The following is a 12,731-nucleotide window of genomic DNA, read 5'->3' as shown; positions in this document are numbered from 1 at the left end:
GTGGGAGCGGCGGTGCGACGATTCGACTTGCTCGCGAAAGCGGTGGATCAGCCAATGATATGTTGAATGTTCTGCCCCCTTCGCGAGCAAGCCCGCTCCCACACAAACCTCAGTGCTTCGGCTTACTCCAACGGCCCCATCACCTGCCGATACTTCTCCACCCCTTGCGCCGTCTCCCGAGTCAACCGCACCTCCAACCCCAACGGATCCTCCCTCCGATTCCCGCTCAACTGCCGCCACCCCTTATCCATCTCCCAAACCCGCACCTGCAAATCACTCACCTCACCCAAAACCGCCACCCCAGCCGTAGGCGCCGGCAACGGATAGCGACTGCGCGCCGGCGCCACCGCGCGATACAACGTGTCCCCCTTGAGCCACCAGCGCACCCGCTGCAAAGCCCCCGGCTGATCCGCCGCGCTACGAATAATGTCCAGCCGAAACCCCTTGCTGTCACTGCTACGCACCGTAACGGCAGGCGGCGCCGTCGCCGGCTCATCCTCAGTGCCGACCTTCTTCGGCTCCGTCAGCTCGATCCCGGCGCGCATCTCCACATCCCGCTGCATCTGATTCAACGCCCGCAACAGGCTGTCGCTCTGCTCACCACTGGCCTGCAAATGGCTGTCGGCGCGGGTGACACTGTCCAGCCCCTTCCAGGCAATCAGACTGACCACCGCCATCAACAGAATCGCGACCATCACTTCGATCAGCGTAAAACCTTGTTGTCTGTTCATTGCACGCTGATCCGGCCCGAAGCATCGCGCAGCACACTCAACCGATTGAACCCGTCAGACAGCGTCAACTGCAGCGGCGGATTGATCCACTCCGCGTTGAGCACCACTTTCTGCTTCGGCTCCACCCGCACTTCCAGCTTCGGACTCTGCCAGGGACGCGGCCGCAACTGCGGGTCCCGATCGAAATGATCAAACCCCTTGCCACTGTCACTGCGCCGACTGAACCGAAACCCCTTGCCATCACTCAACCACGCAATCGGCCGGCCATCGGCGCGGGCCTCAGCCTGGGCAATCTGCAGCAACTGCGCCACGCGCTCGGCGTCCTTACGCAGCAACTGCAACGGATCGGGCTTGATACTCAGACTGATCGCCGCACTGGCGATGCCGATGATCACCAGCACCACCATCAACTCGATCAGCGTAAAACCCTGCTGACTGCATCGGTTCATCGATTGTGCACTCCCTTGCGTCCAGCCCCGTCCAAAAAACCATCCTGCACGGCCAACATGTAAGGCGTGTGAAATAAAACCGTGAGAATTGCCGCGTAGTCTGGTCACCGGGACTAAAAGGAGATTCAGCCCATGAGATACACCGCACGCTTTTCACCCCCCCAAATCACCCAGGCCGCCGCACTGCTGGCCGCCCTGATCGGCATCGCCACCTGGTCATCCCTGCTCCTGACCACCGCCGAATCCCACACCCCGGCCGCCGCCCCGCAACTGCTTGCGGCGCGTAGCGATAACCCGGCGTTGCAGTGGTTTTCCAACCGCACGGCGCCGGTGGAGATCAAGGTCAGCGGGGTGATGGCGGGGAGTCGCGGGGCGGTGGCGATACTTAGCCTGAACGACGGACCGCCGAGGAGCTTTTTGCAGGGGGAACGGGTGAGTCCTGGGGTGAAGTTGGTGGCGGTGGAGGGGGATGGGGTGGTGATTGAGCAGGGTGGGGAGAGGGTGCGGTTTGGGGTGGAGAGGTTGGGGGAGGGGGTGGAGATGCCTCGGTTGGTTAGGCCGTGATTTTTAGGGGATGCAGTTATTTTGGCGTCTCAGTCGGGTGGTGGGGACTGGATCGCAGGGGACGTACTTGACTGCTTTCGACCAACTGAAGGAAGCGTGTCGTGAATATCCGCTTTCGGCCAATAGTCGACGTTCAGTCCAAGCGACACATGCACGCGAGCAGGTGTGGATGCATATCTCGGTAAGCATTACTTATAGGAGCGGCTAGAGGTATAGTGGCATCTTGCCAAAAACAATATCTCCTAGATTCCGAATGGATTCGAAAATGTCAGCCAACCATAAATTTGTAATCTTGATTTTACTTATCGCGACCGTTGTGGTATGCACTGCTTTGTATGCCTCTGGTCCCATAGCTGTATTTTTGTCTGCATTAATATGCATATTAGTTTACATGTTGCGTCCTTTGGTAATGCCCGCTGGCTATGGCGCTAACAAAATTCGTACACTCTGCATTTTAGGCTCACTTGGACTGGTTACTTCGTGGGGCGCCTGGTCAGAAACTGTCAACATAATGTTATCGGCTATATGGGAATCACCTCAAACATCCGGCGTTCCTATTTGGATTCGGAGTATACGACTAAATGGCCAGCCATCATTTTACGTTCTGGCTTTCGTGTTTGGCGTTATTTTTGTCGTCAACTATTTTATGCGCGATAGAAGCATAAGTGGAGGGCACCCTACGCCGCTAGAAAAAGATTTTCCCGAGGAGAGTTTTCAAAAAAAACTAGAAAGTTTCTGTTCAGCATTGAATCAGGATCTGATCACAATTGACCGCGCTAGTAACTGGAGTCCTGAATACTACACCGAATTGCAGGCAGAGGTCGAAGTTCTGTCGGCGAGTGGCACGGCGTCCAGAAGAAAAATTGTTAATCTTCAGGAAGCAATAAGAAAAGACAGAAAATCACAATCATTTCTAATACTAGGAGTACCTGGCTCTGGCAAAAGCGTCGCACTTAGAAAGCTTGCAAGAGATATGCTTTCGGAGGCGGCAAAAACCAACAGGGTCCCAATATATATAAATTTGCGCGAATGGGTGCCTGCTGAGCCAAATGGAGTTAATCACACCCGATTTGATCTTAAAAATCTTGAGGAGTTCGTCATTGAAAACGTGAAGCGACGCGGAGACGTATTTACAGAGGAGTTCGTAGATATGTATTTCAGACCATTATGGAGGTCTGGTCGCTTATTCTTCATTTTCGATTCATTTGATGAGATATCTGAACTTTTGGACGCTGATGAGGACTCAGAAGTAATTAACTCGTTATCAAGCGTTATCTCTAGGTTTATTTCAAGCCACCCTGCATCTCGAGGCGTTCTATCCTCACGAGTATTTAGGCGTCCAACGCAGTCTTTTTTGGCTCAGAAAGTTTTGGAAATACGACCTCTCTCGGAGTCGAGCATTTCGGAAGCGCTCAGTCGATATCCACAATTTAATGATCGTCTCAGACTTGTTTTGTTTAGAGATCGTTTAGATTTAATTCCGTTGGCTCGCAATCCATTTATAATGGCGTTGCTTGGAGCATGGGTCAAAGTAAAACAAGAGTTACCATCAAGCCAAGCTCAGATTTATGAGGGGTACATACGGAATAGGCTAGATAGCTGCTCCTCCCGACTTAAAAATGCCGGAGTATCAGCGCAAGAAGTTTTGGATGTATCTACAGAGGTTGCGTGGTTTGTATTTAGTTCCTCCGCATTCGGTCTCGAAGCGCCAGTTAAAGTAATTAGCGATCATTTCAAATCAAGTAAAGTAGATGCTGTTCTTGAGATACTGGATTACGCGCGAATCGCGAGGGTGACTCGAGGTGATGATAAGTCGTTTGCATTTGTTCACCGAAGATTTTTAGAGTACTTCGTTACAGTTAGGCTGTTGTTAAATCCTGCTGAAGTTCCAGTTTCGCATATCCCCACGGACTCTCGTGGCCGTGACGCATTGGTTTTGTATGCTCAATTGTGCGAAGAAGGTGAGGCCAAGAGAATTGCTAATCTCTGCTGGAGGGAGATTCAGGAGAATTTTAATCATGTTGATCTAAGGATACGTGCAATTCATTGCCTTAGGTTTTTAATTGACGCTTTTTGCTCAAGAAGAAGTGTAATTCTGCCATTTGAGGACGAGCTCAGTGATTTCGTAATGGAGCATGTAAGTCAAGGGGATAGTATAATACTAGCAAAAATCTGCCTTGAGGCTACTGGTCTGCTTTCAGCATCCAAGGCAGCTCCAATTTTATCTGTGGCGATAGTGGGAGTGGATGGATGGCTTCAAGAAACGGCTTTTAGATCTTGCCGTCACTTGCCGAAGATGGAGAAGAACTTGGAGGAAAGCATTTCAAGTTATGTGCTTACTATTCCAGATACTAATTTCTGGTCAAATCGTAAAAGCATTCTACTTAGTTTATCTTTGTCCGATGCCTTGAGAAATGTTTATAGAGATGCGCGCATACGCTTGATGAATATAAAATTATCGATCTTCGTAGCTGCAGTGATTATGGTTGCCATACCAAAACTAGTACTTGCAAGTTTGGTCTATGCAGTCATACTCAGTGGAACGATCCGTGGTTTGGGAGCAAAAAATTCAATTCGCTCAATATTTGGCGAGCGAGTGAGCTCAGGAAGAAAAATACAAACTCTGGTCTCCCCCAAGATACTTGCCAATAAAGGTTTTTTTGATGCGCTAGTTACAATATTTAGATTGTTAGGTTGTTGCGCCCTAGTTGGAATAAGTCTAATTCTGCTTTATAGCAATTCAAGCGAAACCATTGATCTGTTATGCACTTACGGGGAGTGCGAAGGGTATAATTCGTGGCTAGCTGCTTTATATATAGCTTTAGGGTTAATGCTGCTTGATTGGGTGCTGGTTGTTAAGGTTTCGAATGATTTATTTAAAGAGCTTTTCAATCGTACTGGCTTGGTGGTTCTTCCTTTGATGTCTGGGATAATTGGATTGATGCTGTTGTTGATCTATTACTTGGATAAGTATCTTTCAAAATACGAGATTTTAGGGTTGATATTGAAATCTGTATTTTGGCTCACGTTAACGGTCGTGGCGATTATGGCCGCAAAAAAAATCATAACTGCTGCGCGTGATTATATTAAAGATATTGCGATGATTAGAAGTTTAAATATTGGGTTAAGTATTACTCGTCCAGAAATATCGGAAACTTTTTCGAAACTTTTAACAAATCATGGAAAGCTGTTGTATGTGCGAAACTTAGAAGGGAGTAGGGCTGTTGTAACCGGAGTGTGGCCCTCTGATTTTAAGTTGGCGGTCGGGTTGGGCGAAGGCGTCTCCGCCCTGGCCCGTTTAGAAGAGCGATGGCTAAAACTAGACAGGTAGTTTAATTTGGGGAAAAGGGGACTGATTTATTTTCCAGAAAATAGATCATTCCCCTTTGTATTCGTCGATGGTCAGTGTTGCAACGTCGCCTACCTTATGTTGCTCTCGCGTCTACAGCATCCGGTCAGCAATGTTTTCAATGACGATCTCGCAGGCTTTAACAGCCGCGGTTCCGGCCGCTGAGCCTGGTAGCCCGGACAAAGTGCCGCCGAAGATCGCGGATACCACATTAGCGACGCTGGCATCGGCGATGCTTGAGCCTTTTTTCAGCAAGCTGACAGCCTTCCCATCCTTCTTCATCCCCCCCCCTTAGCTGAGCTGACGTTTGCGCAGTTCAAGCTATGCCGAGTCAGCCATGACGCGCTTTAATCCATATGGCGTCGATAGTAGCGGTGTTGGCCCGCTAAGAGGTTTAGAACAGAGGACATGGATTTGAAATACGAGTCCACCCAGCCAGGCAACCCTCACAAACTCACGATCAATCAGCATGTCTTTCCGAAAGCAAGTATCGAGCGTTTTGCAGGTGATGATGGGTGCGTGGAGATTTACTCGATATCGCACCGGAAGGTCATGAGGCTCAGGCCTAACAACCCCATCTTCTGTGAAAAGGGGACTGATTTATTTCGAGAAAATAGATCAGTCCCATTTGTTCCTTATTGTTGTTCATTCTTGAACGTGTTCGTGTGTTTGGTGTAGGTGTCGGAATATACTCTAAATTTATTCATACGAATTGCATTAATCGGTGTGAGCTCTGAAAGCTTTAATAGAGCACTATAGGATTTCATAAAGATGACTTGGTAATCATTCGTGGCGTCGCCATCATGAGATTGAACCTCTCCGCACTTAAGTAGTGCCCTTGCATGTCGCGTGAATTCTTTGCTGTTAAGTTGAGCAAAGTAATTATAAAATTCGTCATCGGTCGCCTGAGCGATTCCTCTTCTAAGATCACCATCAGGAAAGCCGGAACCTTCCATTACGGCACAAATAAGTTCGCTCAAACTACCCTTGATGGCTAAGCTTTCAAAATACTGGTCTAGTTTTAATGATAAATATTCGTTGCGTGGCCAATGAAAAATATCATATTTTTCTCTGATGCCTAATGTGGGAAATACTTCGGTAAAGTATTTGTCGGCAACTGAATTTATGAATGTTTCCTGTCCTAGTTCGTAATATATTGATGTCACAGAATCAAGATCATTTATATTAAAGTGCTGAAGGGCTCTGGAAATCGTTAATTCAAATGCAGCTAGTACTTTAGAATCATTGTTGGAAAAGGAAGCATGGAATAAATCCCAGGCCTTCTGTAGAAGGGCGATATCTGCATCATGCTTTATCTTTTTCTCTAATCCTTCGATAAGTAACTTTAAAGAATCTTCATCTGCATACCCCTTCCTAACAAAATCAATTATGGCTACATCAAACGCATCGCAACTTCCGAAGCCATATTCATCTAGGTAAGAGCTTTTTTCTCGAGTGATTTGCTTTAGTTCTAATTCCTCCGTCGAAATATCAGTGTTATCTGGCATGTATGAAGCGAGGCTTCCTTGGTGAGCTAAAATAAAATCAATATCGACTTTGCATTTTTCCCCGCCGTACACAGAAAAAACCGCCAAGGTTAAGGTGCTCTGCGCCTGCTGAATTATCTTAGAGTGAGTGTCTATTAATGCGCTATCAAGAATGGTTGCAAAAAAATCTATTTTTTTAGTAATCGTATGTTGTTGATTTTTAATTTTACTGCATTCTCGATTGCCGACTTACGATTTTCTCCTGTTGTGTCAAAAACAAGGTTCACTGATTCTTGTTCGGAAGGGGCGAAGGTTACTTCGTAATCAAAAACTTTTTCACTAAAAGAAAAAAACTCATCGCCTTTGTCTAGCGATCCATCATTTAATATTAGAATGATCGAGCAGTTTTTTGAGTCAACTAATCTCGATATCAATCCAAGTACGTCGCGAGAAGATAGTCCACTCCCTCGACGCTCAAAGTCGTCAATGCATATGATTGTATCTCCAGTCAGCGCATATTGAATTGAGTCGATTACGCCACCAAAACTGCCGACAAACGGAACTTTCGCCTCTTTTCCAAATTTTAATATTTTTCGTAGGCCAGTTGTTGCATCACTTAAATCTAACTTTTTTAAATTATCAAATACCGATTCCTTAGAGACAAGCTCACCGGCCTTGGCACATTCAACAGTGTTTTCGAAAATGGAGCGTTTAAGATCATTTAATGAGTTTAGGCCGAATAATGAAACATAAGAATATTTGGGTCTGGAAAAAGAGGTGAAGCTGGATTTTACAACTCTGCTCCAAAAATGTGTTTTTCCTGTACCCCATTCACCTTTGAGTACAATCGCTGTACCAGTTTTTTGAGCAGCAAAGCTACACAACGCCTTTTCAACTTTAGCTATGGACATTGGAACCTCTCTACAAGTCCTTTTATGAAGGTGCAAATCCGCACCCAATATTACAAGCTATCCAGTGATGAAAAAAAAGGGACAGATTTATTTTCCATAAAATAGATTAGTCCCCTTTGTTTTCTTTGTTTTGTATCAAGATCTGCCTAGTCGCCCAAATTAACGGCATTACCGTTAGCCCGGACATAATAATTATCGAATTCACCGCTTTCGACGAACACGAAGCCATGGCGAGTGTAAAAACGATTTGAAGCGCTTTCCTTGAGAGCACCGACCTTGATGGGACGCCCGATCTCATCAGCCTCTCTGAAAATCTGAGTAAGAACTTCAGAGCCGATTCCTGCTCCTTGAGCACTGGGTATCACATACAAGTGGTCAAGCAAAAGCTCGCTCTGGTGATCTTTGATTACGACAAAACCGACCAGATCACCTGATACTTCTATGCGGCGAGTGCTGTGAACGTCGAACCCAGCAACAAATCGTTCGCGCGCACGATCTGGGTTAAATCGTCCAAGCCGTTCAAGGCTCTCGCGCATGGCCTCAATCCTGATGGCTACCAGATCTTCCAGGTCGTTATTGGAAGCCGCGCATAAAACGACAGCGGAGTTTTGATCAGCGGAGGCTGGCATGACAAGCACCCTAAACATGGCCGGTCAGTCATTATGCAGAGAACAGATTCCGCATAACCACTACTGCTTCGGTTCAATGGAGGCGATGGCTCCCTATCAGCTTCAGAGGGATGTGTTCGCAGGACGCTTGTGTTTGTTGGGGCAAGGGGACGTGTCTGTCGTGGGATCCGAGACGCAATGAGAATTCCGATAAACACCAACGTTTAAAAAAACATCTCCAGACACTCTCTCAGGCTACATATCCTTGCGCCGTTGCCTACAGCTACGCCAGAATCCGCCGGCTTGTGCGCTTTGTACCTGGTCTTTATCGTCTACGTGTCGCTGGCAACCCAGCGACCGGGTTTAGCGACCCGACCAGGTATAAGTTCAACGACGCTCCCGTTTGTCGCAGATTTTTGCGATGACGATATGGTGGCTGTGCGTGGGAGACCTTCGGGTCTGCCGGGTCTTATACCTCTCGGTTCGCTAACCCGCGTACAGCTGCCACCCTTACTTGTTTAGCGACAGGTGTTGGTGGTTCCACTAGGTATAAAAATGGAGCTTCACCATGATCAAACCAACACCCAACCCGCCGAAACCGACTCGGTTTCCCCCTACGAATCCATCGATTCCAGAAAACTCCACGAAGCCGCCGACCGCGCGCTCGACCATTACCTCTGTCCGCCCGGCTCCACGCCGCCTCCACGCAGAACCCGCGGGATGTATGCCGTGACGGCGGACAACAAAAACGAAGAACTGCTGATTGATGCCAGTGAAACACTCGCATCGGCCCAAACCATTGCCCAGAACATCGCCAGTCTGGTGCCGGCTTCGCAGCGTCGGGCGTTGGTGGGGATTGCGCAGTTGATCATGCTCGGGGAGTTGGCGGTGAATCGGGCGTTGGATAATTTGCAATTGCCGGTGAGGCAGACCTCGGGGTCACCTGCTGATTAAACGGGTGTCAATTTTGGCGCCTTCGCGAGCAAGCCCGCTCCCACGGAATTTATGTTGATCACAGATATTGTGTAGGGTGCTGAAATTTGTGGGAGCTGGGCTGGCAGAGAGGGCGATGGCACATGCGCTGTTTCTGACGCCTAGCCGTCAGTGGAAAAAGGGGATCGATTCATTTCAATCGATCCCCTTTTTGTTGCTTAACCCGCGTCGCCGCTATTTGGCTCTGAAGGCGTATCCGGACATTCATCGGTCCATCGCGTAACCATCATGTCTTTGAGTTGCTCTCCCATGGTGTCGACACGCAAGCAGGCGCCTTTCTTTGAATAGAACAAGATGCAGCGCGAGCTATCGAAAGAGCAGACATCGAGCTCCAGGAAGTTGCGAGCAGCCAGCTCGCGCTCGACACCACTGTATTCATAGCCATCGCGGGTGTGCATCCGGGTTGGTTTCCATCCTTGTTTGATCAACTTGGATCTGGCCGCCACCAAGCGCTCACCGACGGTGATGCCTGCTGACCCGTTTTTGTCGTTTGCCGCTTGCGAGACATCAGCGCACGCAGCGCTTGTGCCCATGCAACAAATGGCGATGAGGAGCATCGGGGCCTTCATTTAGCCGTTCCCCTGATTTTTCTTGCGGCGTAATAATTGACCGCTATCAAAAAATTCTTGAGCTCCCACGCCCAAGCGCCCACGAGCATGCAGATAACCAGAAAATGAAAATATTGATGAAATTCTGTAGAGGGCACTTTCTGCGCGCTTTTCCCGACCAGTCCAAGCGTCATTAGGCTAATGCAAAAAGCACTCAAACACCGTAAGGCGAGATAGCAAAGGTCTTTGATGTTGGTCGTATACATCCAGCATTTCGCAGATTCAGAAAACAGAGCAGCCCACCCCAGGTGAAACACGCTTGCGTAGATGAAGGTCAGGCTTAGACGTTGCGCCACATCAGCGCCGGAGCTTAGGTAAAACTCCGAATAGAAATGGTCGAGAGAAATGCCTACCGGACGAAAGAGGTCGAGGAGGGGAAAAAGGGCAACCCCGCCGGCGAGATAGATTGCCAAAAAAGCGATGATTTTCATCTCGCACTCCATTGCTTCGTATAACGGCATCGACAAACGATTTTTCGATCAGGGAAGTCGACAGCATAGACATCCTGGCCATTTGCGGTAATTCAGTCGCTGGAAAATAGAGGGGGTAGAGCGCCTGACAGCAGAGGAGCGGGGGTGGATTATTGATTACTGCAGGTATCGCTTGGGAATCGACACAGACTTGAAGACTCAGGATGACGTCGAGATGTGCCGCAAGAAATAGAAATGCTCATTTGGCCGAGGTCGTCAGTCACACCTGACAACCTCGGCCATTTTCTTTCCGGCTGTTGAGCTACAGCTTTCAACCGCTTACGCCTTCACCTCAACATGATCCAACGCCAACTCACTCAACATCACCAACTGCGCAATCCCGATCGCAGTCTTGCGATGAGCAGGCTCCAGCGTGGCAGCGAAGTTGTTGAGCATTTCGCTGGCCGATCCCAGTGATTCGCTGGCGTTGGCCAGCAGGGATTCGGTGTTGTAGGCCGGGTTGGCCAGGTACATGGGGTCGTGTTTGTGGTGGCTGCCCATGATGCGTTGTTGTGGGGTGAGGTAGTGGTCGAGGGCGCGTTCGGCGGCTTCGTTCAGGGTTCGGGAGTCGGGGAATTTGTAGGGGGAAACCGGATCGGTTTCAGGGGGATTGGGTGTTGGTTTGAACATAGATGTAACTCCTCATGCTTCAAAAAGGGAGGCCATCCAATTTCGCTACCAAACGAAGGTGGCGGCCATGCTCAGGTTGGTAGACCGGCACATGAGGAACCCGGCGCACCCGAAGGTGCCCTGTGCATGACCACCATAAAGCCGAGACGAAACGACGCCACGAATGGTGATGCTGTGCAGAACTCATGTGCGGGCTACCAAACCCGATCACTGTTTTTCAGTGACCCGGAAACGATAAGACCCGCCCCCCAGACGCACAAGCCGGCGGATTCTGGCGTAGTCGTAGGCAATGACGCAAGGCGTTGTAGCCTTGAGGAAGTAACGGTGGGTGTCTTTAAACGGAGTTCAGGAAAGGGTTAAACGGGTTTCCAGGCAGACCGAAGTTATTCGTGCTGAGGGTACTTCGCACGGGGGAACGACCGTTGGTCGTAAACCTCTAAATACCTGTCAGATCTGACAGGTGACTGTTTCCGCTATTGACTGCTTAATCACTCCGTCGTACCCATTCACTAAAGGAGTGACTGATATGTCTACATCCAAGCAAGATGCCACCATTCCCTCCATCGTTTCTCTTAGGGATCCCAGCGGTAAGGAAATTCCAAATGGTGGTACCACCACCGAGACCAGCGTAATAATCGTCGGTCAGGCGGAAAAAATGCAGCGAGTAGAAGTGTTTGACGGTGCTATGTCGAGTGGTCTGGCGTCCGTTGACTCTGTGGGCAATTGGATGTTTCAGATGAAAGGACTGAGTGTAGGTGCACACAGGGTCACGGCGAAGGCTTTGTATGGTGCTGGAGCTGTGTCGGCGGTCAGAACCTTTACCGTCAAGTAGATTGAAAATTTGGTGATTTTGAGTGAGGGTCCGGCAGTTTTTTGAGGGCGGCGAGCACGTTGGTGCCGCTCTCAATTCCGGATCAACTCGCTGCTGCTCCGGAGGGTGTCATGGGGTATCCGGGCGGCTGAGCAGTGTTTCAAGCCTCGCCAGCGGCGGCGCTTCCCGGTTGCGGTCAAAGACTTGCACACCAACCTTCAGCATCCGCCCATTCTCCGCCCCCCCAATCACCTGCTCACACCGCAACAACAACCTCCCTTGATCGCACTCCACTGCCTTGACCCCCATCGGAAACCGCCCCTCCAGCCGCAACTCCGCCATCCGACTCTGCGCCGCAATCATCGCAATCGAGCGATCCCGCAAGATCCCGCTGCTCTGCGTCATCAACCCCGCCACACGAACAGCGGCGGACATGGCGACGGCGATGATCGCCAGCGCGACGAGTACTTCAATCAGGGTGAATCCGGCTTGCGGGGAGGGGGTGCGCATCGGGGGCTCGGGCAGTCGGGCAGCCCTTGACGCTAACGCCCGTGCTTGACGGCTTGACGACGAAAACACCCGAGGATTTTCAACATCCCTGACATATCTTCTTGCAACACTGCGCGTCGAATCGAATCAAGCCAGGGAATGACGAGATGGATATCGCGCAATTCAAACAGCCCAATCGACCGAGCCGGATGCCCCGTGGGCAGCAGGGTTTCACGCTGATCGAGATCATGGTGGTGGTGGTGATTCTCGGGATTCTGGCGGCGATGGTGGTGCCCAAGGTGCTGGACCGGCCGGATCAGGCGCGGGCCACGGCGGCGAAGCAGGACATTGGCGGGTTGATGCAGGCGCTGAAGCTGTATCGCCTCGATCACGGCACTTACCCGAGCCAGAGCCAGGGCTTGAAGGTGCTGGTGGAGCGGCCGGCCGATGCGAAGAACAGCAACTGGCGCTCGTACCTGGAGCGCCTGCCGAATGACCCGTGGGGTCGTCCTTATCAGTACCTCAATCCCGGTGCCAACGGCGAGATCGACATCTTTTCCCTCGGCGCCGATGGCCAGCCTGACGGCGACGGCGTGAATGCCGACATCGGTTCCTGGCAGTTGTAAGGCCG

14 protein-coding genes and 1 pseudogene are annotated in these 12,731 nt (G+C 50.1%); 5 read left to right on the top strand and 10 right to left on the bottom strand.

The features are described 5' to 3' along the window. Positions 1-122 precede the first annotated feature (122 nt). Together PDR5_RS16425 and gspH are read right to left on the bottom strand one after the other, a co-directional pair. On the bottom strand, positions 123-731 hold the full coding sequence (locus tag PDR5_RS16425; protein ID WP_025109826.1) for a prepilin-type N-terminal cleavage/methylation domain-containing protein: 609 nt from the start codon (positions 729-731) through the stop codon (positions 123-125). Then, positions 728-1,180 carry a type II secretion system minor pseudopilin GspH gene (gene gspH, locus PDR5_RS16420; RefSeq protein ID WP_064597190.1) on the bottom strand — a complete coding sequence of 151 codons (453 nt, stop codon included), beginning with the start codon at positions 1,178-1,180 and terminating at the stop codon, positions 728-730. The genes PDR5_RS16425 and gspH overlap by 4 nt, the downstream gene beginning before the upstream one ends. 132 nt (positions 1,181-1,312) lie before the next feature. On the opposite strand from gspH, the gene PDR5_RS16415 reads away from it, so the two are divergent. Together PDR5_RS16415 and PDR5_RS16410 are read left to right on the top strand one after the other, a co-directional pair. Further along, positions 1,313-1,744: a type II secretion system protein N gene (locus PDR5_RS16415; protein WP_064597188.1), complete on the top strand. Its 432-nt coding sequence runs from the start codon at positions 1,313-1,315 to the stop codon at positions 1,742-1,744. A 265-nt stretch (positions 1,745-2,009) separates the two neighbouring features. Further along, positions 2,010-5,075 carry an NACHT domain-containing protein gene (locus PDR5_RS16410; RefSeq protein WP_064597186.1) on the top strand — a complete coding sequence of 1,022 codons (3,066 nt, stop codon included), beginning with the start codon at positions 2,010-2,012 and terminating at the stop codon, positions 5,073-5,075. Between the two features lie 111 nt (positions 5,076-5,186). On the opposite strand, the gene PDR5_RS16405 is transcribed toward PDR5_RS16410, so the two are convergent. From PDR5_RS16405 to PDR5_RS16395, 4 genes are all read right to left on the bottom strand, one after another. Next, the gene (locus tag PDR5_RS16405) at positions 5,187-5,375 is read right to left on the bottom strand and encodes a hypothetical protein (RefSeq protein ID WP_064597184.1); all 189 of its coding nucleotides are present in this window, start codon (positions 5,373-5,375) and stop codon (positions 5,187-5,189) included. 353 nt (positions 5,376-5,728) lie between these two features. Continuing rightward, positions 5,729-6,688, bottom strand: coding sequence for a hypothetical protein (locus PDR5_RS16400; RefSeq protein ID WP_156669342.1), 960 nt, complete (start codon positions 6,686-6,688; stop codon positions 5,729-5,731). An 80-nt stretch (positions 6,689-6,768) separates the two neighbouring features. After that, positions 6,769-7,491 carry a P-loop NTPase fold protein gene (locus PDR5_RS29690; protein ID WP_156669341.1) on the bottom strand — a complete coding sequence of 241 codons (723 nt, stop codon included), beginning with the start codon at positions 7,489-7,491 and terminating at the stop codon, positions 6,769-6,771. 146 nt (positions 7,492-7,637) lie between these two features. Then, positions 7,638-8,120 carry a GNAT family N-acetyltransferase gene (locus PDR5_RS16395; protein WP_064600863.1) on the bottom strand — a complete coding sequence of 161 codons (483 nt, stop codon included), beginning with the start codon at positions 8,118-8,120 and terminating at the stop codon, positions 7,638-7,640. A gap of 547 nt (positions 8,121-8,667) precedes the next feature. Between PDR5_RS16395 and PDR5_RS16390 the strand changes: the two are divergent. Then, positions 8,668-9,053 (top strand): annotated as a pseudogene (locus tag PDR5_RS16390) (DUF6124 family protein). A gap of 197 nt (positions 9,054-9,250) precedes the next feature. Here PDR5_RS16390 and PDR5_RS16385 read toward each other — a convergent pair. The 3 genes from PDR5_RS16385 to PDR5_RS16375 all read right to left on the bottom strand — a co-directional run bounded on the left by PDR5_RS16385 (position 9,251) and on the right by PDR5_RS16375 (position 10,800). Next, positions 9,251-9,661, bottom strand: coding sequence for a hypothetical protein (locus tag PDR5_RS16385; RefSeq protein WP_064597180.1), 411 nt, complete (start codon positions 9,659-9,661; stop codon positions 9,251-9,253). Next, entirely contained in the window at positions 9,658-10,131 is a 474-nt protein-coding gene (locus tag PDR5_RS16380; protein WP_064597178.1) for a hypothetical protein, read from the bottom strand. The genes PDR5_RS16385 and PDR5_RS16380 overlap by 4 nt, the downstream gene beginning before the upstream one ends. 318 nt (positions 10,132-10,449) lie before the next feature. Continuing rightward, the gene (locus PDR5_RS16375) at positions 10,450-10,800 is read right to left on the bottom strand and encodes a DUF6124 family protein (protein ID WP_064597176.1); all 351 of its coding nucleotides are present in this window, start codon (positions 10,798-10,800) and stop codon (positions 10,450-10,452) included. Positions 10,801-11,326: 526 nt separating this feature from the next. Here PDR5_RS16375 and PDR5_RS16370 point away from each other — a divergent pair. Beyond that, positions 11,327-11,632: a hypothetical protein gene (locus PDR5_RS16370; RefSeq protein WP_064597174.1), complete on the top strand. Its 306-nt coding sequence runs from the start codon at positions 11,327-11,329 to the stop codon at positions 11,630-11,632. Between the two features lie 108 nt (positions 11,633-11,740). Here the strand turns inward: PDR5_RS16370 and gspI are convergent, their stop codons facing one another. Continuing rightward, positions 11,741-12,121 carry a type II secretion system minor pseudopilin GspI gene (gspI, locus tag PDR5_RS16365; RefSeq protein WP_064597172.1) on the bottom strand — a complete coding sequence of 127 codons (381 nt, stop codon included), beginning with the start codon at positions 12,119-12,121 and terminating at the stop codon, positions 11,741-11,743. Between the two features lie 146 nt (positions 12,122-12,267). Here gspI and gspG point away from each other — a divergent pair, with 146 nt between their 5' ends. Next, a complete protein-coding gene (gspG, locus tag PDR5_RS16360; protein WP_025109838.1) occupies positions 12,268-12,726 on the top strand; it encodes a type II secretion system major pseudopilin GspG in 459 nt (152 codons plus the stop codon). Positions 12,727-12,731 lie beyond the last annotated feature (5 nt).

It is taken from the genome of Pseudomonas sp. DR 5-09, from assembly GCF_001655595.1.
GTDB classification, from domain to species: domain Bacteria; phylum Pseudomonadota; class Gammaproteobacteria; order Pseudomonadales; family Pseudomonadaceae; genus Aquipseudomonas; species Aquipseudomonas pharyngis.
Note: the sequence above shows the minus strand (reverse complement) of the source record. Positions and strands in the feature narration are given on the sequence as shown.

What these genes read in the sequence shown, in the direction of transcription:
- PDR5_RS16425 (WP_025109826.1), bottom strand. Translation starts at nt 731, where the DNA reads ATGAACAGACAACAAGGTTTTACGCTGATCGAAGTGATGGTCGCGATT.
- PDR5_RS16370 (WP_064597174.1), top strand. Translation starts at nt 11,327, where the DNA reads ATGTCTACATCCAAGCAAGATGCCACCATTCCCTCCATCGTTTCTCTT.
- gspI (WP_064597172.1), bottom strand. Translation starts at nt 12,121, where the DNA reads ATGCGCACCCCCTCCCCGCAAGCCGGATTCACCCTGATTGAAGTACTC.
- PDR5_RS29690 (WP_156669341.1), bottom strand. Translation starts at nt 7,491, where the DNA reads ATGTCCATAGCTAAAGTTGAAAAGGCGTTGTGTAGCTTTGCTGCTCAA.
- PDR5_RS16380 (WP_064597178.1), bottom strand. Translation starts at nt 10,131, where the DNA reads ATGAAAATCATCGCTTTTTTGGCAATCTATCTCGCCGGCGGGGTTGCC.
- PDR5_RS16375 (WP_064597176.1), bottom strand. Translation starts at nt 10,800, where the DNA reads ATGTTCAAACCAACACCCAATCCCCCTGAAACCGATCCGGTTTCCCCC.
- gspH (WP_064597190.1), bottom strand. Translation starts at nt 1,180, where the DNA reads ATGAACCGATGCAGTCAGCAGGGTTTTACGCTGATCGAGTTGATGGTG.
- gspG (WP_025109838.1), top strand. Translation starts at nt 12,268, where the DNA reads ATGGATATCGCGCAATTCAAACAGCCCAATCGACCGAGCCGGATGCCC.
- PDR5_RS16405 (WP_064597184.1), bottom strand. Translation starts at nt 5,375, where the DNA reads ATGAAGAAGGATGGGAAGGCTGTCAGCTTGCTGAAAAAAGGCTCAAGC.
- PDR5_RS16385 (WP_064597180.1), bottom strand. Translation starts at nt 9,661, where the DNA reads ATGAAGGCCCCGATGCTCCTCATCGCCATTTGTTGCATGGGCACAAGC.
- PDR5_RS16395 (WP_064600863.1), bottom strand. Translation starts at nt 8,120, where the DNA reads ATGCCAGCCTCCGCTGATCAAAACTCCGCTGTCGTTTTATGCGCGGCT.
- PDR5_RS16415 (WP_064597188.1), top strand. Translation starts at nt 1,313, where the DNA reads ATGAGATACACCGCACGCTTTTCACCCCCCCAAATCACCCAGGCCGCC.
- PDR5_RS16410 (WP_064597186.1), top strand. Translation starts at nt 2,010, where the DNA reads ATGTCAGCCAACCATAAATTTGTAATCTTGATTTTACTTATCGCGACC.